Raw genomic sequence first — 20,279 nt, forward strand, 5'->3', positions numbered from 1 at the left:
ATAATGCGTACAGAATGGATCGCAAAGCGTCGCGGGCAAGCAAACGTGACACAAATGCACTATGCTCGCCAGGGTATCATTACTGAAGAAATGCACTATGTTGCCCAACGAGAAAATCTTCCCGCATCGCTGATCAAAGAAGAAGTTGCGCGGGGACGCATGATTATCCCTGCCAATATTAACCACACCAACTTAGAGCCAATGTGCATCGGCATTGCCTCGAAGTGCAAAGTAAATGCAAATATTGGTGCGAGTCCCAACTCTTCTAACCTTGAAGAAGAAGTTGCCAAACTCAATCTCGCAGTTAAATACGGTGCTGATACTGTGATGGACTTATCTACAGGTGGGGGAAACTTAGATGAAATTCGTAGCGCCATTATCCAAGCTTCACCTGTACCAATTGGAACAGTCCCCGTCTACCAAGCCCTCGAATCGGTTCATGGCGCAATCGAGAAACTGACTCCTGATGATTTTTTACACGTGATTGAAAAACACGCGCAGCAAGGAGTAGACTACCAAACAATTCACGCCGGAATTTTAATTGAACATTTACCGTTGGTACGCGATCGCATTACCGGAATTGTCTCGCGCGGCGGTGGCATTCTGGCGCGGTGGATGCTTTATCACCACAAGCAAAACCCGTTGTATACGCACTTTAGCGACATTATTGAAATCTTCAAAAAATACGACGTTTCCTTTAGCTTGGGTGATTCGTTACGTCCTGGGTGTACGCACGATGCTTCTGACGCAGCGCAACTTGCCGAACTCAAAACCTTAGGACAACTGACGCGTAAAGCATGGGAACATGACGTGCAAGTGATGGTTGAAGGTCCTGGTCACGTACCAATGGATCAAATCGAGTTTAACGTCAAAAAGCAAATGGAAGAGTGTTCTGAAGCACCCTTCTACGTTTTAGGACCATTAGTAACCGATATTGCGCCTGGTTACGACCATATCACCTCAGCGATCGGCGCAGCCATGGCAGGATGGTACGGCACCGCAATGTTGTGCTATGTCACGCCCAAAGAGCATCTTGGATTACCAAATGCTGAAGACGTGCGAAATGGGTTAATTGCCTACAAAATTGCCGCTCATGCTGCCGATATCGCCCGTCACCGCCCTGGTGCAAGAGATCGCGACGACGAACTATCGCGCGCGCGTTACAACTTTGATTGGAACCGTCAGTTTGAGTTAGCGCTCGATCCAGAACGCGCTAGGGAATACCACGACGAAACTTTACCCGCAGATATTTACAAAACTGCCGAATTCTGCTCGATGTGTGGTCCTAAGTTCTGCCCAATGCAAACTAAAGTTGATGCTGAGGCGTTGACTGAATTAGAAAAGTTCTTGGCGAAAGAAACTGTCAATCAAGGCTAACTGTAGCAGGGGTCAGGGTTTTTAGCGCAGAGGGTGCAGAGGAGTAAAGGTGCAGAGGAGAAATACTGCATATAAACTTCTCTTTCACTATTCACTAACCACTAGCCCCTCGCTCCCTCTAATCTAGTTCCTGAAAGCGCCTTTGAATATCCTTGATTGTCAACACTGATTGAAATTGCAATCCGACTGAGGCATAGAGTTCTGCACCCCCTTGCAGGCGATCGACAAGAGAAATTACTCGCTCAACGCTATAACCCGCAGCTTTAAGCCTTTCCGCGGCTTTTAATGCCGAGCCTCCTGTTGTCACCACATCTTCTAGTACGACAACATTCGCATTTTCTGGCAAATTTGGTCCTTCGATATAGGCTCTTGTACCGTGTCCTTTTGCTTCTTTGCGGACAATCAACGCGGGAATGGGACGATTTTCATATGCGGAAACAACGCTGACAGCTGTCACAATCGGATCGGCACCTAACGTTAAACCCGCGACAGCTTGAGTATCAGGTGGTAACAAAGAAACGACAATTCGCCCGATCGCTAACGCTCCTTGAGGGTGTAGCGTGACTTCCTTACCATTAATGTAATACGAACTGTGCTGCCCAGAAGAAAGCACAAAATCTCCTTCGCGATAAGCCAATCGACAGAATAGATCTAAAAGGTGCTGGCGAAGACTTGTCAGATCAGCAGTTATTGCCCAATTATCAGAAGCTGGCTGCGACGCAGTTTGATTAATCATCAGTGTGTCAACGGTGGTGGCTAAGCCAAAGTTAAGCTAAAAAGAGTTTAAATTCCAGCATAAATGAACTGCGTTAGAAAGTGAGGTTGAATTGATGCGTTTTGCGTACAAATGTTTGACTAGTTTAATTATTCTTACAGCTATCCCGACTGCGGCGATCGCCCAACCATCACCTATCGAGCCAATCAGAAGCGAAACAATACCAGAGGCATTTTACCGTGCTTTTTTTACAAACGCCCCTGATTTTTACCGCGATCGCTCTTTACTGCGACAACTCAACTCCTTATTTGGTATTAGTTCTTTCACGCGCAACTCTTATCCTGAAAACGAATACATACGCGATGCGCGGCTAGTTAATATTTTGTACCAAGATATACTCCAACAACAAGTCGGCAATACAACGCTGCGTACGCCCGATCTCCAAAATCCGTATAATACATCGGTGTTCTCAGAACCTCCCGCGCAAGCAACACCAACTACCGATACGACACCTGATGCAGAAGATGCCAACCAAAACGAGATCGATAGTCCACTTCCCGAAATACCTGCAGAAGATGCTCCCAGCGAAAATGGTTTAGAAAGTGGAGATTTCGAAGGTGAAACAGAATCTCCTGAGATTGTTCCTTTCGAGTAGATTCGATAACTCCTAAAATCGGCAGTGCAGGAGTTGAACCTGCCTAAGGCGAATTATGAGTTCGCTGCCTCAACCGCTCGGCCAACTGCCGGAATTTGTTAGATGACACAACTAGCTGCTCGCAACAACTTGTCTGTTTGTTCACAACATGTTGTTACAGCTGACATATTAACATATCATTTCTATACTATATTATTGCCTATTGACAATCAAACAATCCTAATAGGCACAGCAAACAATACGTTGAGCAGCAACTTGTCTCTCCAAATAACCAATGAAAATTAACTCTACTGTAGCGCTCAGTTTGCTCTTATTAGTCCTTATGGCGATCGCAGGTTATGTGAGTGCAGTATGGGGTTTCAGTATTGGTAGCGAAGCCCTCGAAAGCGTGACTCAGCCAGATACTCGTCCAGTAAATAAAGGTAAGATGGTTCAGAGAGCCTCACAACCGCAACGGGCAGTAGTGATGTTAAAAGAGGAAGATATCCTCACCAACGTGCGCGCTAGAATTGAAGGCAAAGGCAAAAACGCTAAACCTGAAAAGCCACAGTCACAGAAAACGAATACTCAATCGTCTCGGACAACACCAACAGCGCAGTTAGTGGCAGATACAAGCCAGCCAGGGTTTCCGATTGTCAAGCGCGATCGCGATGTAATATTAGAAGTTCTGTCAGCGCAATACGTAGGTGGAACTTTACAAATAAAAATGAACCTCAAAAACGAAGGCGATCGCACTGTGCGCTTCTTGTCGAGTTTTATGGATGTTACAGATAACCACGGGCGCGTATTAACAGTCAATGCTGAAGAGTTACCCGAAAAAGTAGCCCCCGATGGTAAACCGGTATCTGGCGTTTTAAGTATTCCTGCGACCGCGCTTGATGATGTGGAAAAACTCTCGCTGCGTTTAACTGACTATCCTCAGCAGCAACTTAAACTGCAAGTCTCTGAAATTCCTGTCAAAATTTAAGTGTTGTATTTTATAGGAGCAAGGCAGACAACAATGCCACGAGGCAGAATTTGAAATCAAACTGATGTCTCACTTATTGATGGTTGCCTGTTTTGTTCCACTTTTAGCTGGATCACCGTTGTTTATCTCAGACATTTGGCTGCGCCTGCTATCAGTATTGTTACTGATTGCAATTAATGCCTTTTTTGTGGCAGCAGAGTTTTCCATGGTGTCCGTGCGGCGATCGCGCATCCACCAATTGGTAGAAGCTGGAGACACGCCAGCGATCGCGCTGCAAGCACTCCAGCACAGTATCGATCGCTTGCTGTCTACAACTCAATTAGGAATTACGTTATCAAGTTTGGCACTCGGTTGGATTGGCGAGAGTACGATGGCTGTTCTCGTCGCTACAGGTCTAGCGCAGTTACCCGTGTCAGAGGCACTGCGAATGAGATTAGCGCACTCGCTGGCGATTCCCTTAGCTTTTCTCCTTGTTGCCTATCTCCAAATTGTCTTAGGAGAACTTTGCCCCAAGTCCGTCGCGCTGCTTTACTCTGAACGATTGGCAAGGTTGTTAGCACTGCCAGTAAAAGCGATCGCGCGTTTTTTTACTCCTTTTATTTGGGTTTTAAATCAATCAACGCGCTTACTGCTAAGGGTTGTAGGAATTCAATACACTGGACAAGCTTGGCTACCGCCAGTGACTTCCGAAGAGTTACAGTTAATTATCGCCACTGAGCGCGAATCAACAGGCTTAGAAGCCGAAGAACGCGAATTATTAAATAACATCTTTGAATTTGGCGACGTAACTGCTGAGGAAATTATGGTACCGCGCACCAGAATTGTGGCTCTATCCGAAGAAGCGACGCTGCAAACTTTACTCAAAGAAATGGCAACGACAGGGCATTCACGCTACCCAATTGTCGGTAAATCGCTAGACGATATTCGCGGTATTGTTCACTTTAAGGAACTAGCAAAACCACTGGTTTTAGGGAAATTATCGCTCGATACAAAAATTCAACCTTGGGTCCAACCCGCACGTTTTGTACCTGAATATACTCCGTTAAGCGAGTTATTGCCATTAATGCAGCAATCGCATTTACAAATGGTTATTGTAGTTAACGAATTTGGCGGTACGGTTGGCTTATTAACTATTCAAGATTTAATTGCTCAAATTGTTGGCAAGACTAGCGAACTTGCCAGCACAAATGAGTTACTCGTACAACATTTGGACGAGCAAACTTTTTTGGTTCAAGCACAAATGAACCTTGAAGATCTCAACGAATTGCTACAGTTAAACTTACCTCTAAGCGATGACTATCAAACATTAGGAGGATTTGTTCTTTACCAACTCCAAAAAGTTCCCGCGATCGGGGAAACCTTACACTATCAGAACTTAGAGTTCACCGTCGTTTCAGCCCAGGGACCGCGCCTACAACATATTCGCATTCATCGTTCTCAGGCAATACATAGTAATGAACAGCAACATTGATCTTTATAGAATCTTACCGATAAGACAGCATAACAGTACAAGTAAGCAGCGGTATGTAACCTTTAACTATTCGCTGTATAAATCTTCCCACAATTATTCGCATGAAACTTTTAAAATTGTCTTTCAACTGTTACGTGCTATGAAGTTGCGATCGCTGAAGACATTACAAAGGCAGATTAAAAATATCGTGGCTATACATCAACAAGGTAATCCATGATACCAAAGGGTAACAGAGTCGAGTTCTGACCCTACCCATTTGTATGCTCAATACAGTCGCGCTGTCCAAACTGCAATTGCGTTTATAGCTGAGGCTATCTATGTTTGATTTGCTGAATAAATTTAGTTGGTCAGCAGGAATCTTGAGTCATAAAGAGATGAAAAATCAAAAATCTTAGACTACAATAAATTGCCAGGAAGCTATTAGTAGAAATATCTTAAAATGCGATCGCTTCTCTTTCTTATCTTAAGCGCGAGTACTTTGCTGGTTTCATTGTTGTCGTCCATCGTACAAGCAGTACCACAGCCCTCAACCGAGCCATTGGAACTAAGCTTATTAGAGCCAGACGCAGCACTAAACAACAGATATGTAATTACAGCAAACACAATTTCTCAAAGCGACTTGACTGTTCCTAGTTTATGGTGGGCAAGAGAACAGTTTGCACGCGAACTTTTAGATAATTGGATCGCATATCCGCCAGATGGTATCAATGCTGGACGTATTGACCTCATTGTTAACCGACGTCTTTGGAATACGCTCGACTACCTGCAACGCTACGAATTTGTCAATCGCTTTGGTACGGTAGCAAGAGATTTCGGATATAATCTGCGTGTATTTAACTATCAACAAGAACTTTTAGCAACCTACACGTGCGACTTCACAGCAAATCTGCAATGTCAAATCGCTCATCTCAATACTACAGGAAGACCTGGATTGCGGCGACTTGGTGAAGGTCACAACAGTGAGTCTATGCAGCTAATTGATATGCAATAAATTTGAGCTACATAGAGCATGTAGGGAAAAATTATCTAAGAAAGTATTACAAAATATAAGCAATAGTTTGCTAAATACCTGAATGGAAACTTCATTATTAGAAGCTTCCAAATTTGCAGGCAACTAACGTCTTGTTCAGTCAAGTAGCATTTTTCCTACGCTCTAATTGTTTGCCACAATGCCTCATACTGCTGTTGTGCAGTTGCCGAAAGTGGTAGCAAAAACTCACTACGTTGCAATTGGGCATTTGTAAATTCAATTCGTGTCAGATTTTGTCTACTTCCTGGTGGGAGTTCTACTGGAATAGGGGAAGTTCCATGACTGCGTAACGAGATTTGCTGTGCGATTTGTGGCTGCCAACAAAAATCGATCCATTGCGAGGCTAAATGAGGTAATGCTGCATTGGTTGGATTCACCCACACATCTGCCCAAAGAGCTGTTCCTGATTGCGGAACAACAACGGCAATTTCTCGATAGCGCCGCATGATTGGTAGCACGTCAGTTGACCATCCTACAGCCACCCAAGTATCGCCAATAATTAAAGGCTCGATATAGCGATTAGAACTATAGAGTCGCACTTGTTGATGTAAAGCCCGTAGTTCTTCCTCTAAGTTTGGGATTTGCTCGAGATTTTGGGCATTATAAGATTGACCCAAACGCTTTAAAGTTAAGCCAATGACTTCCCGCGATTGATCGACAATGGAAATACGCGATCGCAGTTCAGGACGCCATAAATCACTCCAATCGTTTGGTGTCCAGTTTAAAGAATGAAATCTGTCTCGGTTATAAAGTATAACTGTACTACCCCAGCGATAAGGCGCTGCCCAGATTTGTCCTTGGGGATCGGGTTCTCCTTGATTGTTGCGTCTAACAAGCTCTTGCCAGCGACTAGGTAACGCATTCCAATTTTGGAGTTGAGTGATGTTGAGCGGTTGAATTAATTGCTGTTGAATCGCTGTCGATAGCCAATAATCTCCTAAAGTAATCAACGCAGACGGGTTCTGGGGTCTCGCGCGGCGGCGAAAAGGTAGAGGAGACGATTGCGGTTGCTGTGTCGTATTGGCTTGCTGATGCCAAGTTTGTAGTTGTTCAAATAATTCTTGTAGTTGGGCAACAGGCGTAAACCTTGCTTGCGAGCTTTGTACTTGCTGGCGAAAGCGATCGACAACAATTGCTGGTATCGAACCACGTAGAAACTCGATTTCAAACAAGTTTCCTGTCTGTGGATGACACCCTGATAAGAGTTGTGACAGTGCTAGAGTTCCTGCCCCGAGTAAAAAAATCCGTCGCTCCATGATAATTCAACATTAAATTGTTACGCGCTTCGCTGCTCCACACCAAACCCTATCAAATCAATTATCGTCGGTATTTCATCAGTATTGACGGGTCTTTGGTATGTCACAATTGTCCGCAGCCGTAAGTTTGGTGCTATCATACGCATTTGATCGACTGCGACTGAGCGTCGGTAGTAAGTTGTCATTTCTAACGTTTGGCGTGTGGGTTGATATGTAAACCGCCCTACTGCGGTTCCCGTCTCGGAATAGCCCTCATCGCGCAAATAAAAACCTTGAATCACCTCTCCTTCTGGTTCGGTTGCCACTTGTGCGGCTACAGGAGGTGGTAATTTGACAACTGTACTTTCTTCAGAAATATACATATCTGGCACAAATAAAGCTTGCAAGCTCATTGATACTGTTTCACCTGTTTCCGAGCGAGTATTAAACGAAATTGCAAAGCCTGGCAGAGCTTCTTGTTGTACAGTCGCTAGCTGTACTTCTACTTTTACCCCTGCTTGAGCTGATAAAGTTAATATTCGTTGTTTATCTGCTAGTGTAATTGGTTCGACTTGATACTCAGTATAAGAGCGTTCGATACTACCCTGCGGCATCGAATGATAGATACGTTCTGTTGTCCATTTACCGCTACAAGCTGTAAAAAAATCTAAAAAACTAAGCATTATTTCCTATGTGAAACGTTGCCTATCTATTTTCGCTTAAGAGCCTGTAGATAGAGAGTTTTCGATCTAAAAATTGCTGTATTGATTTTTATCAATGATATATTTCTTTTTTCGTTGCTAACCTAATCTAATGAGTATTATTACTAGATAATTATCGCCTTTACGGCGATCGCATCTCGAAATTTGATTTATCTAGTTGCTAGTTAACATTTTTGTTAAAGACACAAAAACTGGCATTTATAACGATTTTCCTGGTCATATCAGCTAAATATTTAATCAATCTACACAAATCAAGATATTGCTACTCACTACTATCATTTACTTCTGTTGAGAAGCAAAAAATAATGTATCGCTTTAAAAGTAAGATTATCAAAAGTTAAATGTTTCATAAGTAGAGTTAACTTTGCTATTTTCTTGCCTAGCATAGATAGAGATAACCCTTCGGGCAATGAGGCAAGAAAGTCTATGGAACCGCTACAAAAGCAAGTCATCACATTAAGTCACAAAGTTGATACGTTATATCAAGCCATCGAGCAACTCAACGGCAGAGTTTCTGAAGCATTAACAGAGTGCCGCTTAGCGTCTGCACAAGAGGCTCAGTACTCGATACAAAATACAGCAGGACGTTATTCGACTCAAGGATACAAAGCTACTAAAACTATGGGACATAAAGACGTTATAGAAGATAGCAGCAGTATCGAGAACCAGCGTCAAAGTGGCGAGAAGGAACTTGCACCAGAAATCCAAATTCAGCGGTTAACAGCACAGCTAACGGCTGCCTATAATCGAATCGCCGCGTTGGAAGAACAACTGCTAGCACAAAGAATTCACTAGCAAGTTACGCAATGGTAATGGGTAATTGCGAATAGGTAATAGAAGTTAAACCTAAACGCCGATGACCCTTGACCAGTAAACAAAATCTTGACACTTCTTAGCACTATTAGTGCTAGATACTAGAAGCCAACAGCTTTTGAATAACGCTCTAGTAAACCTTCGATTGTCTGTAAGAGTTGAGCTTGGTGCCAATTTTGCATCAAACAAGCAGCAATACAGCAACCGCCAGCAGCTACACCTTCTTTGACATAACCCTGTTCGTAAACTTGTAGTTGAGGGTATCGAGAATTCTTAAAGCTTAATTTTGTACCGAGTAGCACTCCCCCGATCAGTTGTGCTAATTCAACAGTATTACCCGTAGGATCTTCTGCAACCCAACGAGTCGTTCCGACGACAACTGCTTCTGGTTGCCATGCGATTTCAAAAGCTTTGCCTAAGGCGTGCATCAAAGCATAGACAGCAAGCATTTGCGTACCACCAGCAAGAAGGACGCCTTGAGAACGACTCAGAGCGATCGCCATTCCCGCGACCGCAATTTGCATCGGATCGCCCACTGCAGCGATCAATACCAAAGGATCTTGCAGCGGTATTTTGTCCCAAAGATGCGCGCGCTGTAACCCTAATTTCACCAGTGTCCATTTTTGTGCGTGATTGCAAACGGGGTGACTACTATTCACTTTGCCTGCAGCGGCAATTCCTAAGCCTGTCAAAACTGCGAGTGCAGTTGTTGTACCGCCGACGACGCACTCGCCCAAAATCACATAATCCTGCGGCTGACGCGCTAGTTGTTCGCCCCAGAGGATACCTTGCTCCCACAGATGTTTCACGGTTGCCAATTTCATGGCACAGCCACGACTTAAACATTGCGCAGCTGCACCACCTAAATCAATTGTCGGGACGCTAGGGAGTTGAGGTAATCCAGCATTAAAAAGATAAATTGGTAAACCTAGTGCTTCGACAATTGCCCGCGAAATAAAAACTGGCGAAGCACCTGCTGCGAGTGGCGGTAAAGGGTATTGCGGTCGCGGCTGCGGACCATTATAGAGAAATTCGGCATCGGCGATCGCGGTATATCTTCGCGCGTGTGGCGTACTTCCTGCTGCGGAAATTCCAGGAATTAACCCTGTTTCCGTAAACCCTAAAACGCAAACTAACGCCGCCGAAGCACCGCGATAGCGTTGCAGCCATTCGTTGCCTTGTTTCTCTTGGGTGTAAACCTGAATCATGAGTAGCAGTTAGCCAGCAGCTCAAGCATCTTCTTCATAATCCATTAAAACTTGCACCCAGTGGGGCGGACGCGGAATCGAATTACCTAAGCGATCGAGGAGGAACCAAGATGCTAAGTGGACGACAAATAAATACACAATATTTTGCACAAAAACAAGCGCGATCGCGGCTGCTTCAATTAATAAAACACTTGGCTGTGCTAGCAATCCGAGTCGCAAAAAAGCCCATTCCGTGAATCTTGTTACTTGAGTGATTGTATAAACCCACAGATCTTCACCCGACAAAACGGATAATACCCAAAACCGAAAGAAAAAGCCGATGGTACCCAAAAGCGCACCTAAACTAATCGAAACGATCCAAGGTGCGCGACGATGCCATACCGCACCGAGCAATACACCCATCAGTGCAAACGGCATAATATACAAAATACCGCGTGTTGGTCCTAAAAGTACTGATAGCAGCAATCCAGAAACAGTAGTTGCCATCCAAGCCGCCCTAGCACCCCAACGCAGGTAAACTAATGCGATCGGTACCGGAAAGAAAATTCGCAACAACGGTCCTAGCGATAGATAGTAATTGATAAACCAAATTAAGCTTGCAGTACTCGCTAGAAACGCAGTTTCCACCATCTTTAACGGCGCAGCACTCTTGCTTTTTACGGCTAAAGGATGACTCACAGGTGTTTCTATATGTTTTGACGGGTATTCCTCGTTACGGCTGACGGAATCACTCATGTAATTTTTTATGTAACAATAACTTTATCTTTATTAAGAATGGAAACTCAAGGCTTTAGCTTATCTGACGCCTACATTATTAGTCGTTCTAGCGCTTTGAAATCGGGGATAGAAAGTACTTGTTGTTGGCGCAGGATCAAGCCTTTTTTCTCTAATTTTGTCAAGACTCTTGTCACTGTTTCGCGGGCTAAGCCACTCAAGCTGCTCAATTCTCGATGCGGTAAGTTGGGAATTTGGATTCCGGCTTCATCTTGTATTCCTTGTCCTTCTGCTAAAAATAGCAGCGTGTCTGCGACGCGCGATACACTATCAGATTCGCGTAGCCGCAGACGGCGATTGACTTGACGTAAGCGCCGTGCCATAAGTTGCGATAATCGAATTCCTGCTAAAGGTTCGGTTTGAACTAAGGTAATAAAATCTTGCGCGGGCATACTGCCAATTGTCGTAGGAGTGAGTGTAATTGCATCCGTCGAGCGGGGCACTTCATCTAACGCTGCCATTTCACCGAAAATTTCTGCTTTGCCCAAAATATTAAGCGTGACTTCTTTGCCGTCGAGATTGTAGGTACGAATTTTGACCCAACCTTCAAGAATAAAATAGACTGAATTTCCCCAATCATTTTCCAAAAGAATCACTTGATTGGCTGGATGCGTCCGCGTGACAAGATGCGCGATCGCTTTTTCCACAGCTGGTGCTGGCAATCCTTGAAAAAAAGGTGCCAAGTAGATTGATGGATTGACAGATGTAGGAGCATTGTGTTGATCATCCATAGATTGCATCTTACGGGCGTCTTGCTGTGGATTTGCGTTTTGATGAAAGATCTGAAAATCAAAGTTTGAGTTGCGTAACGGCGATGCGTCCTGAAAAGCAAACATCAACATCAGTGCCTGGAGTGCGATCGCGCAGGGCATACTCGCCTGCATAAAACAAATGATCTCCCTCCACACGATATTTTAATGGTAATGGTTGCGTACACGGTTCACAAAACACGACCTCTGGATCGGGGTCTCCTGGCTCTAAGTGTGGTAAGTTGACATTCCAAAACGTTCCTGACGCCAATGGGCGTTGCAGAAGATCCGCCAGCACATTTGCTGTCCAGCGCGCGGCAACATCCCAATCAACATTTCTTTTGCCTTTACGATAATGCGAAATCGCAATGCCTGGAACTCGGTGAAATGCCGCTTCTCTCACTGCTGCTACTGTTCCTGAAATATAAGTATCTGCCCCCATGTTACCCCCTGCATTTATGCCTGATAAGACAAGCTTGACATCGTCAAAAAGATGCGATATTGCTACGCGAACACAATCAGCAGGAGTGCCCGCGATCGCATATTCGGCTTGCGAGCGTTTCTCAATATGAATTGGCTGCGTTGTTGTCACTTGATGAGCGCAACCAGAGAGATGCGCTTTCGGTGCAACAATGACACCCTGACCATTCACCGCTTTGAGCAAAGCGCGAATTCCAGGAGCATCAACACCGTCGTCGTTTGTCAGAACTAAAGTCATATTTAAGAGAGGACAGAGTCAGGGAAAAGTTTAGTTTTTTAGGGTTGCGATTGAATATTAACTTTTTGTTGAGCAGGTGCATTGGTAGTATCTCAACGATTTTTGATGATTAATGCAAGATCTGAGCAATCAAATTTCTATTCTCCAAGATCCAACCTTTGACCTCTGACCCCTTTCCTTGCGGTAGTATTTTGGGATAAAAGCATTTAGTAGTTGGTGAATAGCTTAAATAAAACATATAAACTCGCTCAGGGAGAACTACCTGCGTTTAAATTTAGTTTATGTCAGCCTTCGTTTAAGCTAAAGGCTAACAGCTAATTGCTTTTTTGATTCGTCGTCTATCGGTTTAGTTCCGATGAAACTCCTCAATTCATTTTTTAATCGAATAAAATATTTACCGCGTTTGGTAGTACTACTCGTATTGATGTTGCTCGCATCGACGCTATGGATAGCGCCAGTAAAAGCCACTGGTGTCTATCAAATGCCACAAGTTAGCGCAGGCGATCGCACTTGGGTAATTGACCAAGCCGAAGTGATCAGCCGTATTAATGAAGGCAAAATTGGTAGCGCTTTGGAAAACTTAGCAAAAAACACAGGCAACGAAGTTCGATTTGTCACTATTCGCCGTTTAGACTATGGGGAAACCATCGATAGCTTTACACAAAAGTTATTCACCAAATGGTTCCCAACTCCAGAAACGCAAGCAAATCAAACCTTACTGGTGATTGATACGCTCACTAACAACACAGCCATCCGTACTGGTGACAAAGTTAAGACTTTGTTATCAAATGATACGGCTCAAAGTGTGGTGACAGAAACCGTGCCAGCACCGCTGCGCGAAGGTGAAAAATATAACCAAGCCCTCTTAGATGCAAGCGATCGCCTAGTTGCTGTTTTGTCTGGCAAAGAAGATCCAGGTCCCCCCCAAGTTGCTCAAACAGTAAGTGTTGCAGGAACATTCAAAGCTAAAGACGAAACCGATACAGGTAATGCAACAATCTGGGTTGTTGGTTTATTAATTGCTGCAACAGTTATTCCTATGGCAACTTACTACTTATATGTCCGGTAGTTAGCAATGAGCGCGGGCTAATCCTGAATATATTCTTGCCCAGATACTAAAGCATTCTCAGCCCGCACAAACTCGCGACCAAGATAAGCCGCATGGTCTAACCGAGTCACTGGACAAGGCTGAGTTTGCTCTAAAATTTTGACACAAAGCTCTTTTGCGGTTCTACCAGAGTAAACTGTCGTGTGAGTTCGTTCGACTTTACCGCGTGCGGGAATCACTTTTCCTGTTTCTGGGTCAACCGCTAAACCGCGATCGTCGATAACGTTCGTAAAATGTTTAGCACAAATTAATTGAGCTTCGCGGTCAAGATAAATAATAAAGTATCCTGATGGGTCAAGGTCAATGTGACGCTGCGAAAGTTTGTTGTCGATTGCTGCTAAAGATTCAATCGTTTGATTCATCGTTTGTTAACTGCTTTACCAATTTTTTACCCTATAACCAGTGTAATTCTTCTCTCTTTTTCTGTTACGACTGACGCAGTCTTAGCGTTTTCATCAGAAATATTCATCACAGCTTGGTAAGGGGTTTGTACGCGAGACAAGTTAGAGTTGGCGATCGCTTAGTGATTGCTTCAATTCCTCTACAAACGCCGCGTGTACTGATGAGTGCAATCCCTCCTGCACCACCGCCAGCACTCTTGCCATATCGCTAGCCAGCAACGATTCAACCGCCAACCATAGTCCTGGAAATACCTTACTTTGAATGATGCCAGTTGCATCTGGTTGCTGTAAGATATACTCTCCATCCTGTAGCACGAACCAATCTATTTTTTGGTCTAGCACTTGCCAAACAATATATTCTTGAACGCCATTGCGGCGATAAACAGTTTTCTTATCATATAAATCATAAGCTGCACTACTAGCAGCAACTTCGGCAATGAGTTCGGGTGCGCCTTCGATATAGCCATCGTTGCTTAAGCGCGATTGCCCCCCTGCGGCTGCGTCAATCAAAAGCACAGCATCAGGTTGAGGTTCATTATCTAAATCAAGCCGCACTGTGGGATTATCCCCCATCATTACCCCAGGGGTAAAAGCTTCATAAATTCCTAGCCAGGTGATGAGGTGCCCGTGAGGTCTAGCATGAGGTTCAAATCTTAGCGGCGATGGCAAGTAAACAACTCCTTCAATCAGTTCAGCTTTTTTCAAGTGTGGCATGGCATGATAGCGCCGCTCAAATTCGTACCGAGTGAGGCGATCGCCACTTTCAAGCGGTGGCAGGTTCTGTGTAGAACTTGATTGAAGGTAGGATAATTTTTTTACCATCATCACATCCTCAGCACTGCTGGATACCGTTTACTGTAGCAAATTTCAGTTTGAGAGCTACCGCGTTTTCTATCGTTAAGTATTGCAATAAATCACAATTCTCCAGTTTTTTATGAGATCCTCCACACCAGGCTCTAGATACCGTAAAAACACTTTAATAGCAGTAAAAAATTAAATACATACTATTGTATAAACCAAATTTTGCAGCCATTAAGGTTTCAATCAAGTTTCCACTCATGCATCAACTACAAAACGTAGCGTTATTCGTTGGGGTAGCAGCTACAGTTACTATGACTGCTTTTGAACATTCAAACACCATGCAATTAGTGAAATACTCTTCATCAGGGAGAACCAATATTGAAATTATGGATTGGTTGCATCTTGGAGTGCCTGCTTCACGTCATCGGGAATGAATACAGAGTACATTCCGCGCAGATCGCCCACATCAAAGTTGTAGGCTAAATCTTGAGGATAGTTGTCTTTGACAAACTGAGGACGACTCTCTTTCAATCCATGACAGGCTAAACAGCTTGCTTCCACATCAATGCGGCGGTAATAGCGAGTTCCCAGTTGCCCATCTATCGTTTCTCGATCCCAAAATCCAACGAGATCGGGTTCGCGTTCAAATTTTGCTAATGCAATCTGAGCGTGTAAGTTATCAGGAGCATGGGCGGGGTTGCGATATTTCTTTGCAATCTGCTTTACCTGCCAACCATTCTCATGACTTAGTTGCATCGCCCGCATTCCCACCGGACGACAGACTTCCTTCATGGTTTGCATCGTTGGTTCTTCTATACGCCCTTCCAGAGAAGCGGCTAACCCAGAGCGCATTGCATCCAGATTTTCAATTTCCTGAACCGCGCGGGATAATTCACTCGGATTCGGAATATTGGGAGCGGCTAGCGCCATTGCAGGTTTCCAACTGAACAGCAACACACTGAAACTGAGCGTAAGAACCAGCTTGAGAATATGGCTAATCGCACGCTGATGAAAGTTTTGTATCACTTCCTGAATCGGCTTTAACATGAGGTTCTCCTGATTCATTGCAAGCAGTTTTTGTACAACGCCAACAGCTGAGAATTTGCGGATCGATCGCGCGATAGTAGTGGTAGTAGCTCCTTTGCTCGCAGGCGATCGCCCCAATTTCGCGCAGTACTCGCAAGTGTTTGGAAACATTGGACTGTTTGTAGCCTGTGCGATCGCAAATGTCTTGGACGCTCAATTCTTGTTCTCCCAGCACTGCCAGAATGCGCAGACGAGTCGGATCAGACATCACCCGAAACCGATCCGCCATTTGTTCCAGTCGTTTTAGGTTCTTTGTCCAATCCATTGGAGTTTCCTCAATAAGGGATTTCATGCAGGCGATCGCTTGACGATGAGACAGAAGTCGGCTCTACCAGTGACAACCCAACGCCTCTCAGGGCAAGCCGCTCAAACCAGGGAACAGCCGCACCCAAGCGCATCTTGGTAAGAAAATATTGCTCAAACGCGGTTTTTGCCCACCCTACCCAAGCTCCTTGCAGCGCGATCGCCCGTCGCCGCTTGCCTGTTGCCGGATCGGGCAGCACTGGCTCACTCAGATTGTAGAGAGATTCATTGAATACCGAGGTGAGGACAACCCAGCTTTTTAATTTATTATATAGCTATACGGTAGTATAAAATTACCGTCAAACACTAACTTGATAAATAAATTAATACAACAAATTACATCATTACTTAAACATCAGTTTCAGGCAGGAACTGTGCACATTCCTGCCTGCAAACGTTTAACTCAAAGACAGTTAACCTAAAGCTGCTTCTTGCAAAAATACCAATCTACGCAGTCATACCCCTCAGACAAACGGGCGGTTGCTGCCTCAACGGTCTTGGGAGGGGGTACAATCACTGCCTCACCTGGTTGCCAACCTTCCGGCGTTGCAACTCCATTGCGATCGCTGGTTTGCAGTGCTTTCACCAGTCTGAGAAACTCAGGAATGGAGCGACCGTTGGTCATGGGATAGTACACCATTGCTCGCAAAATTCCCTTGTCATCAATGATGAAGGTTGCCCGAACCGCAGAGGTATCACTTGCTCCAGGCTGAATCATACCGTAGGCGTGAGCTACCTTCATCGACAGGTCTTCGATGATTGGAAAAGGAATCGACACTCCAAATTTTGCCTGAATATTTTGCACCCATGCCAGATGGGCATAGTTGCTATCGATCGACAAACCAATCAATTCACAGTTTAATGCCTTGAACTCCTCATAGTGCTTAGCAAATGCAATAAATTCTGTGGTGCAAACGGGCGTGAAGTCAGCAGGATGGGAAAACAGGATTAGCCATTTCCCCTCATAGTCAGATAGCTTTTTTACTCCATGCGTAGTGTTTGCCTCAAAGGCAGGCGCAGGTTCGTTAAGCCGAGGCATCGCCATTGGAGTCAACGTCGAAGCGGTTTCCATCGTCTGCATACAATATCTCCCAATTTAAATTTGTCATCTTTACTTCAAGTCAAAGCCAAGTATGACAGGCAGAAAATTTTTGTAAGTCAAAAGCATAACGAGTTTGACTTAACATCATTATATAGTAATACTACTAAATGATCAATTAACCTAAAAATGCTTAAAGTAGAGGTAGTTTTTAACCAAGTGCTGTTAAATCACTAAGCATTTATTAGTCTTCTATAGAACAAGCATGCTTATGAAGGGTTTATTTCTGCAAAATTGGCATAAAAAATTATTTGCCTGGGGCATGGCAAAAGCTAACAATGCTGACGATCGGGCAATCAAGCTACACGACTGTCAGGACTATGAGACAATGGCAGACTTGAAGCGATCGCTCCTTAGCCATCTGCAAGGCAACGTTTTAGAAATTGGACCCGGTGCAGGGGCAAATCTCTCCTATTACTCACCAGCTATTCACTGGATTGGGGTAGAACCTAACCCCTATATGCACCCTTACATTCATCAAGAAGCAGACCGTCATGGGCTTACAGCGATCGAGTTATACGGAGGACGGGCTGAGACATTACCCGTTGCAGACAACAGCATTGATACGGTAGTCAGCACCTATGTTCTTTGCTCGGTAACTGACATTGACGCAGCCTTGAAGGACATTCAACGAGTGCTGAAACCTGGTGGAACCTTTGTCTTCATTGAACACGTTGCAGCTCCAGAAAATACTTGCAAGCGCACCGTTCAAGATGGCGTCACTCCTGTCTGGAAAACCGTATTTGACCACTGTCACCCAAACCGAGAAACCTGGTTGTATCTTGAGAACGCTGGATTTGAATCAATTCATTATCAATCGTTTCGCCTATCTATTCCTGTTGTCAGTCCGCACATTGCTGGAATTGCAACGCAAAAATCAGATAAGACTGAGATAAGGCTGGAAAGCTGCTAAACCTTCTAAACGCATCTGAAGATATCTCCAAGTAGCAGCTTTTGTAATCTCCTTAATCAATTTGGAGATTTATTGGGAGATTTCAGCTATGGAAACAAATGTTGGTTTGCTCGATCGCCTGATCCGTTTGGTTGTGGCTTCTGTGTTGTTTTATCTAGGATTTCTCTACAGTGGCACTGCTTTGGGAATTGGGCTAGTGGTCGTAGGCAGTGTGTCTCTTGTTACAGCAATGGTTGGCTTCTGCGGTCTTTATCGCTTTCTCGGAATTCGCACAAACCAGCCTAACCAACAACTTTAGTCTTACCCATTGATTCACATCTTCAGGACACGCAGATAACAGGGTAGAAGCCTTAGCTGCTGATCCCCGTTCATAATGTTCTTGCCACTGCACAGTCCAAGAGCAAAATAAATGTTGAAATTTAGTAAGGAGGTTTCCGATGGACAACACTTTTCCTTTCGAAGAATCATCCTTATCACGGCGACAACTGCTTAACTTTCTCACTGGAGCAACGGTAGCCGTAACCGTAGGTTCTGCACTCTATCCGGTTGGTCAGTTCTTTGTTCCACCCAAAGAAGACACTGGGGTAGATGGTGGCATCATTGCTAAAGATATTTTGGGGAATCCTATTCCTGCGAGCCAGATTCTGGCAGAACCTCCTGGGACTCGTGCGCTGGTAGCAGGGTTAGCGGGTGAACCGACATATCTTGTTGTTAAAGATGACCAAACACTCGATCCTATAGGGCTTGTGAATGATTGTACTCACTTGGGTTGCACCTTTCCCTGGAACCCAGTCGATCAGCAGTTTCAATGCCCTTGTCACGGTTCCCTCTATGCGCCGGATGGAAGGGTGATTCGCGGTCCAGCACCCCTACCCCTCAAGATTGTTCATGTTACAGTGCTGGACAACAGCAATATTTTGCTCTCCCCCTGGACGGAAACCGATCCCCGCATTGGCAAAAAGCTTTGGTGGGTTTAATCATAAACGAGGTGTTCAATGTCCAAACTGACTCATTCCAAACTTGCTCGTTCTGAGCCAATTGTAATTGACCTGTCTCCCACAGAATTTACTCAGTTGCCGAATCCACCATTACTCATCGATGTTCGCAGTTTCTTGGAGTACTTCACGGGTCATGCACCCAATGCCCGTAATTTAAGCTTGCCACGAATTTTAATGGGCTTGAGCCTAACGCAGTGGTTTTTGCCCCAGTGGTTTCGAGAACTCTCGAAAGAGCAACCCATAGCCACGATCTGCTTAACAGCACATCGTAGCCCGATCGCAGCAAAAAAGCTTGCAGATGCAGGATTCACGACAGTCTATAACATTACAGGGGGCATGATCGAATGGCAACGATCGGGTCTGAAGACAACAAAAGTGAGAGTTCAAGCGAATTAACCCGTTCCGCATGGAGAATTCTTGAATCCTAGAAGTTGCACGACGGCACTCATTCCATTGTGTAAAGTCCCTTCCCGAATGAAGCGAACTTTTTCCTGCGCGATCGCCCACTCCAATCCGCTCAATTCAGTTTGTAGCTCAATCAAGTTCATCATTAACTCAGCAGTTGGTGGGCCACCGGTCTTATATTGCAACTGTTGAGGCGTGTAGGCTTCTAAAACGAAGGCTCCGCCAGTTGCTAACCCTGCTACAGCAGCGCGGTGCAGCGGAACCCGCACTTCTGGTGGCACATGAGCAAAGATAGAGACAATTCCTTGCCATTGGTTGGGCTGAATCTTAAACTCACTCAAATCAGCACAACAGGTCTTGATGCTAACACCTCGCGCAGCTGCTAATCGGCGCGCTTTCTGCAAGCCAACACTAGAGAAGTCAACTGCTGTTACCGCATAGCCTTTCTCTGCCAGGAAGACTGCGTTTCGTCCTTCCCCCTCTGCTAAACAAAGAATGCGCCCTGGCGGAATGCGATCGACAACGCTGATCAAGAAGTCATTAGCAGTCGTGCCATAGACATAATCCTCTGCCTTGTAGCGTGTGTCCCACTGGTTCACGACTAATACCAATTCCTTAAAGACCGGCTACAGATAATGCCTCAAGGATGGAGGCTCTACCGACAATTGAACGAATCACTGCTTGGGTCATTTGTTGCAATCGCTCTCGTACCAACAAACGCAACTCATCCA

At 44.8% G+C, this 20,279-nt stretch carries 24 protein-coding genes, 1 tRNA gene and 1 pseudogene; 11 read left to right on the top strand and 15 right to left on the bottom strand.

Annotated features, from left to right (window positions below; translation table 11 throughout):
- Positions 1 to 3 precede the first annotated feature (3 nt).
- Positions 4 to 1,377: a phosphomethylpyrimidine synthase gene (gene thiC, locus B1A85_RS23020; RefSeq protein WP_104549051.1), complete on the top strand. Its 1,374-nt coding sequence runs from the start codon at positions 4 to 6 to the stop codon at positions 1,375 to 1,377.
- Positions 1,378 to 1,495: 118 nt separating this feature from the next.
- On the opposite strand, the gene pyrE is transcribed toward thiC, so the two are convergent.
- Positions 1,496 to 2,113 (bottom strand): orotate phosphoribosyltransferase, encoded by a 618-nt coding sequence (pyrE, locus tag B1A85_RS23025; protein WP_104549052.1) that lies wholly within the window; start codon positions 2,111 to 2,113, stop codon positions 1,496 to 1,498.
- Between the two features lie 94 nt (positions 2,114 to 2,207).
- Here pyrE and B1A85_RS23030 point away from each other — a divergent pair, with 94 nt between their 5' ends.
- The gene (locus B1A85_RS23030) at positions 2,208 to 2,747 is read left to right on the top strand and encodes a hypothetical protein (RefSeq protein WP_104549053.1); all 540 of its coding nucleotides are present in this window, start codon (positions 2,208 to 2,210) and stop codon (positions 2,745 to 2,747) included.
- Between the two features lie 18 nt (positions 2,748 to 2,765).
- Here B1A85_RS23030 and B1A85_RS23035 read toward each other — a convergent pair.
- A tRNA-Ile gene (locus B1A85_RS23035) sits at positions 2,766 to 2,838 on the bottom strand.
- A gap of 183 nt (positions 2,839 to 3,021) precedes the next feature.
- On the opposite strand from B1A85_RS23035, the gene B1A85_RS23040 reads away from it, so the two are divergent.
- The 3 genes from B1A85_RS23040 (at position 3,022) to B1A85_RS23050 (ending at position 6,176) form a co-directional block, all read left to right on the top strand.
- Positions 3,022 to 3,714: a hypothetical protein gene (locus B1A85_RS23040; protein WP_104549054.1), complete on the top strand. Its 693-nt coding sequence runs from the start codon at positions 3,022 to 3,024 to the stop codon at positions 3,712 to 3,714.
- Between the two features lie 64 nt (positions 3,715 to 3,778).
- Positions 3,779 to 5,185 carry a hemolysin family protein gene (locus B1A85_RS23045; RefSeq protein WP_246841516.1) on the top strand — a complete coding sequence of 469 codons (1,407 nt, stop codon included), beginning with the start codon at positions 3,779 to 3,781 and terminating at the stop codon, positions 5,183 to 5,185.
- A 439-nt stretch (positions 5,186 to 5,624) separates the two neighbouring features.
- Complete coding sequence (locus tag B1A85_RS23050; RefSeq protein ID WP_104549056.1) at positions 5,625 to 6,176, top strand: hypothetical protein; 552 nt, start codon at positions 5,625 to 5,627, stop codon at positions 6,174 to 6,176.
- A gap of 155 nt (positions 6,177 to 6,331) precedes the next feature.
- Here the strand turns inward: B1A85_RS23050 and B1A85_RS23055 are convergent, their stop codons facing one another.
- Positions 6,332 to 7,471 (bottom strand): extracellular solute-binding protein, encoded by a 1,140-nt coding sequence (locus B1A85_RS23055; protein ID WP_104549057.1) that lies wholly within the window; start codon positions 7,469 to 7,471, stop codon positions 6,332 to 6,334.
- 20 nt (positions 7,472 to 7,491) lie between these two features.
- Positions 7,492 to 8,133, bottom strand: coding sequence for a phycobiliprotein lyase (locus tag B1A85_RS23060; protein WP_104549058.1), 642 nt, complete (start codon positions 8,131 to 8,133; stop codon positions 7,492 to 7,494).
- A 465-nt stretch (positions 8,134 to 8,598) separates the two neighbouring features.
- Here B1A85_RS23060 and B1A85_RS23065 point away from each other — a divergent pair, with 465 nt between their 5' ends.
- Complete coding sequence (locus tag B1A85_RS23065; RefSeq protein ID WP_104549059.1) at positions 8,599 to 8,967, top strand: hypothetical protein; 369 nt, start codon at positions 8,599 to 8,601, stop codon at positions 8,965 to 8,967.
- A gap of 119 nt (positions 8,968 to 9,086) precedes the next feature.
- On the opposite strand, the gene cobT is transcribed toward B1A85_RS23065, so the two are convergent.
- The 4 genes from cobT to surE form a co-directional block, all read right to left on the bottom strand.
- A complete protein-coding gene (gene cobT, locus B1A85_RS23070; protein ID WP_104549060.1) occupies positions 9,087 to 10,193 on the bottom strand; it encodes a nicotinate mononucleotide-dependent phosphoribosyltransferase CobT in 1,107 nt (368 codons plus the stop codon).
- Between the two features lie 21 nt (positions 10,194 to 10,214).
- On the bottom strand, positions 10,215 to 10,928 hold the full coding sequence (locus B1A85_RS23075; RefSeq protein WP_104549061.1) for a DUF2232 domain-containing protein: 714 nt from the start codon (positions 10,926 to 10,928) through the stop codon (positions 10,215 to 10,217).
- Positions 10,929 to 10,999: 71 nt separating this feature from the next.
- Positions 11,000 to 11,698 carry a Crp/Fnr family transcriptional regulator gene (locus tag B1A85_RS23080; RefSeq protein WP_104549074.1) on the bottom strand — a complete coding sequence of 233 codons (699 nt, stop codon included), beginning with the start codon at positions 11,696 to 11,698 and terminating at the stop codon, positions 11,000 to 11,002.
- A 58-nt stretch (positions 11,699 to 11,756) separates the two neighbouring features.
- The gene (surE, locus tag B1A85_RS23085) at positions 11,757 to 12,434 is read right to left on the bottom strand and encodes a 5'/3'-nucleotidase SurE (RefSeq protein WP_104549062.1); all 678 of its coding nucleotides are present in this window, start codon (positions 12,432 to 12,434) and stop codon (positions 11,757 to 11,759) included.
- Positions 12,435 to 12,789: 355 nt separating this feature from the next.
- On the opposite strand from surE, the gene psb32 reads away from it, so the two are divergent.
- Entirely contained in the window at positions 12,790 to 13,503 is a 714-nt protein-coding gene (gene psb32, locus B1A85_RS23090; protein ID WP_104549063.1) for a photosystem II repair protein Psb32, read from the top strand.
- 17 nt (positions 13,504 to 13,520) lie between these two features.
- Here the strand turns inward: psb32 and B1A85_RS23095 are convergent, their stop codons facing one another.
- From B1A85_RS23095 to B1A85_RS23120, 6 genes and pseudogenes are all read right to left on the bottom strand, one after another.
- On the bottom strand, positions 13,521 to 13,904 hold the full coding sequence (locus B1A85_RS23095) for a DUF4346 domain-containing protein (RefSeq protein ID WP_104549064.1): 384 nt from the start codon (positions 13,902 to 13,904) through the stop codon (positions 13,521 to 13,523).
- A gap of 141 nt (positions 13,905 to 14,045) precedes the next feature.
- Positions 14,046 to 14,768, bottom strand: coding sequence for a Uma2 family endonuclease (locus B1A85_RS23100; RefSeq protein ID WP_104549065.1), 723 nt, complete (start codon positions 14,766 to 14,768; stop codon positions 14,046 to 14,048).
- A gap of 360 nt (positions 14,769 to 15,128) precedes the next feature.
- Positions 15,129 to 15,674: a DUF3365 domain-containing protein gene (locus tag B1A85_RS23105; RefSeq protein ID WP_371681708.1), complete on the bottom strand. Its 546-nt coding sequence runs from the start codon at positions 15,672 to 15,674 to the stop codon at positions 15,129 to 15,131.
- A gap of 64 nt (positions 15,675 to 15,738) precedes the next feature.
- A complete protein-coding gene (locus B1A85_RS23110; protein ID WP_104549067.1) occupies positions 15,739 to 16,095 on the bottom strand; it encodes a helix-turn-helix transcriptional regulator in 357 nt (118 codons plus the stop codon).
- A 10-nt stretch (positions 16,096 to 16,105) separates the two neighbouring features.
- Positions 16,106 to 16,345: pseudogene (locus tag B1A85_RS23115) on the bottom strand (sulfide:quinone reductase); the annotation flags it as partial.
- Between the two features lie 206 nt (positions 16,346 to 16,551).
- Positions 16,552 to 17,178 (bottom strand): peroxiredoxin, encoded by a 627-nt coding sequence (locus B1A85_RS23120; protein WP_371681709.1) that lies wholly within the window; start codon positions 17,176 to 17,178, stop codon positions 16,552 to 16,554.
- Positions 17,179 to 17,443: 265 nt separating this feature from the next.
- Here B1A85_RS23120 and B1A85_RS23125 point away from each other — a divergent pair, with 265 nt between their 5' ends.
- The 4 genes from B1A85_RS23125 to B1A85_RS23140 all read left to right on the top strand — a co-directional run bounded on the left by B1A85_RS23125 (position 17,444) and on the right by B1A85_RS23140 (position 19,539).
- Positions 17,444 to 18,145, top strand: coding sequence for a class I SAM-dependent methyltransferase (locus tag B1A85_RS23125; protein WP_210404694.1), 702 nt, complete (start codon positions 17,444 to 17,446; stop codon positions 18,143 to 18,145).
- An 88-nt stretch (positions 18,146 to 18,233) separates the two neighbouring features.
- Positions 18,234 to 18,443, top strand: coding sequence for a DUF2892 domain-containing protein (locus B1A85_RS23130; RefSeq protein ID WP_104549069.1), 210 nt, complete (start codon positions 18,234 to 18,236; stop codon positions 18,441 to 18,443).
- Positions 18,444 to 18,582: 139 nt separating this feature from the next.
- Positions 18,583 to 19,122: a cytochrome b6-f complex iron-sulfur subunit gene (gene petC, locus B1A85_RS23135; RefSeq protein ID WP_104549070.1), complete on the top strand. Its 540-nt coding sequence runs from the start codon at positions 18,583 to 18,585 to the stop codon at positions 19,120 to 19,122.
- Between the two features lie 18 nt (positions 19,123 to 19,140).
- Positions 19,141 to 19,539 carry a rhodanese-like domain-containing protein gene (locus tag B1A85_RS23140; protein ID WP_104549071.1) on the top strand — a complete coding sequence of 133 codons (399 nt, stop codon included), beginning with the start codon at positions 19,141 to 19,143 and terminating at the stop codon, positions 19,537 to 19,539.
- Here the strand turns inward: B1A85_RS23140 and B1A85_RS23145 are convergent.
- Positions 19,536 to 20,147, bottom strand: coding sequence for a bifunctional 2-polyprenyl-6-hydroxyphenol methylase/3-demethylubiquinol 3-O-methyltransferase UbiG (locus B1A85_RS23145; protein ID WP_104549072.1), 612 nt, complete (start codon positions 20,145 to 20,147; stop codon positions 19,536 to 19,538). The genes B1A85_RS23140 and B1A85_RS23145 overlap by 4 nt on opposite strands.
- Positions 20,148 to 20,279 lie beyond the last annotated feature (132 nt).

It is taken from the genome of Chroococcidiopsis sp. TS-821 (assembly GCF_002939305.1).
Classification (GTDB): Bacteria; Cyanobacteriota; Cyanobacteriia; order Cyanobacteriales; family Chroococcidiopsidaceae; genus Chroogloeocystis.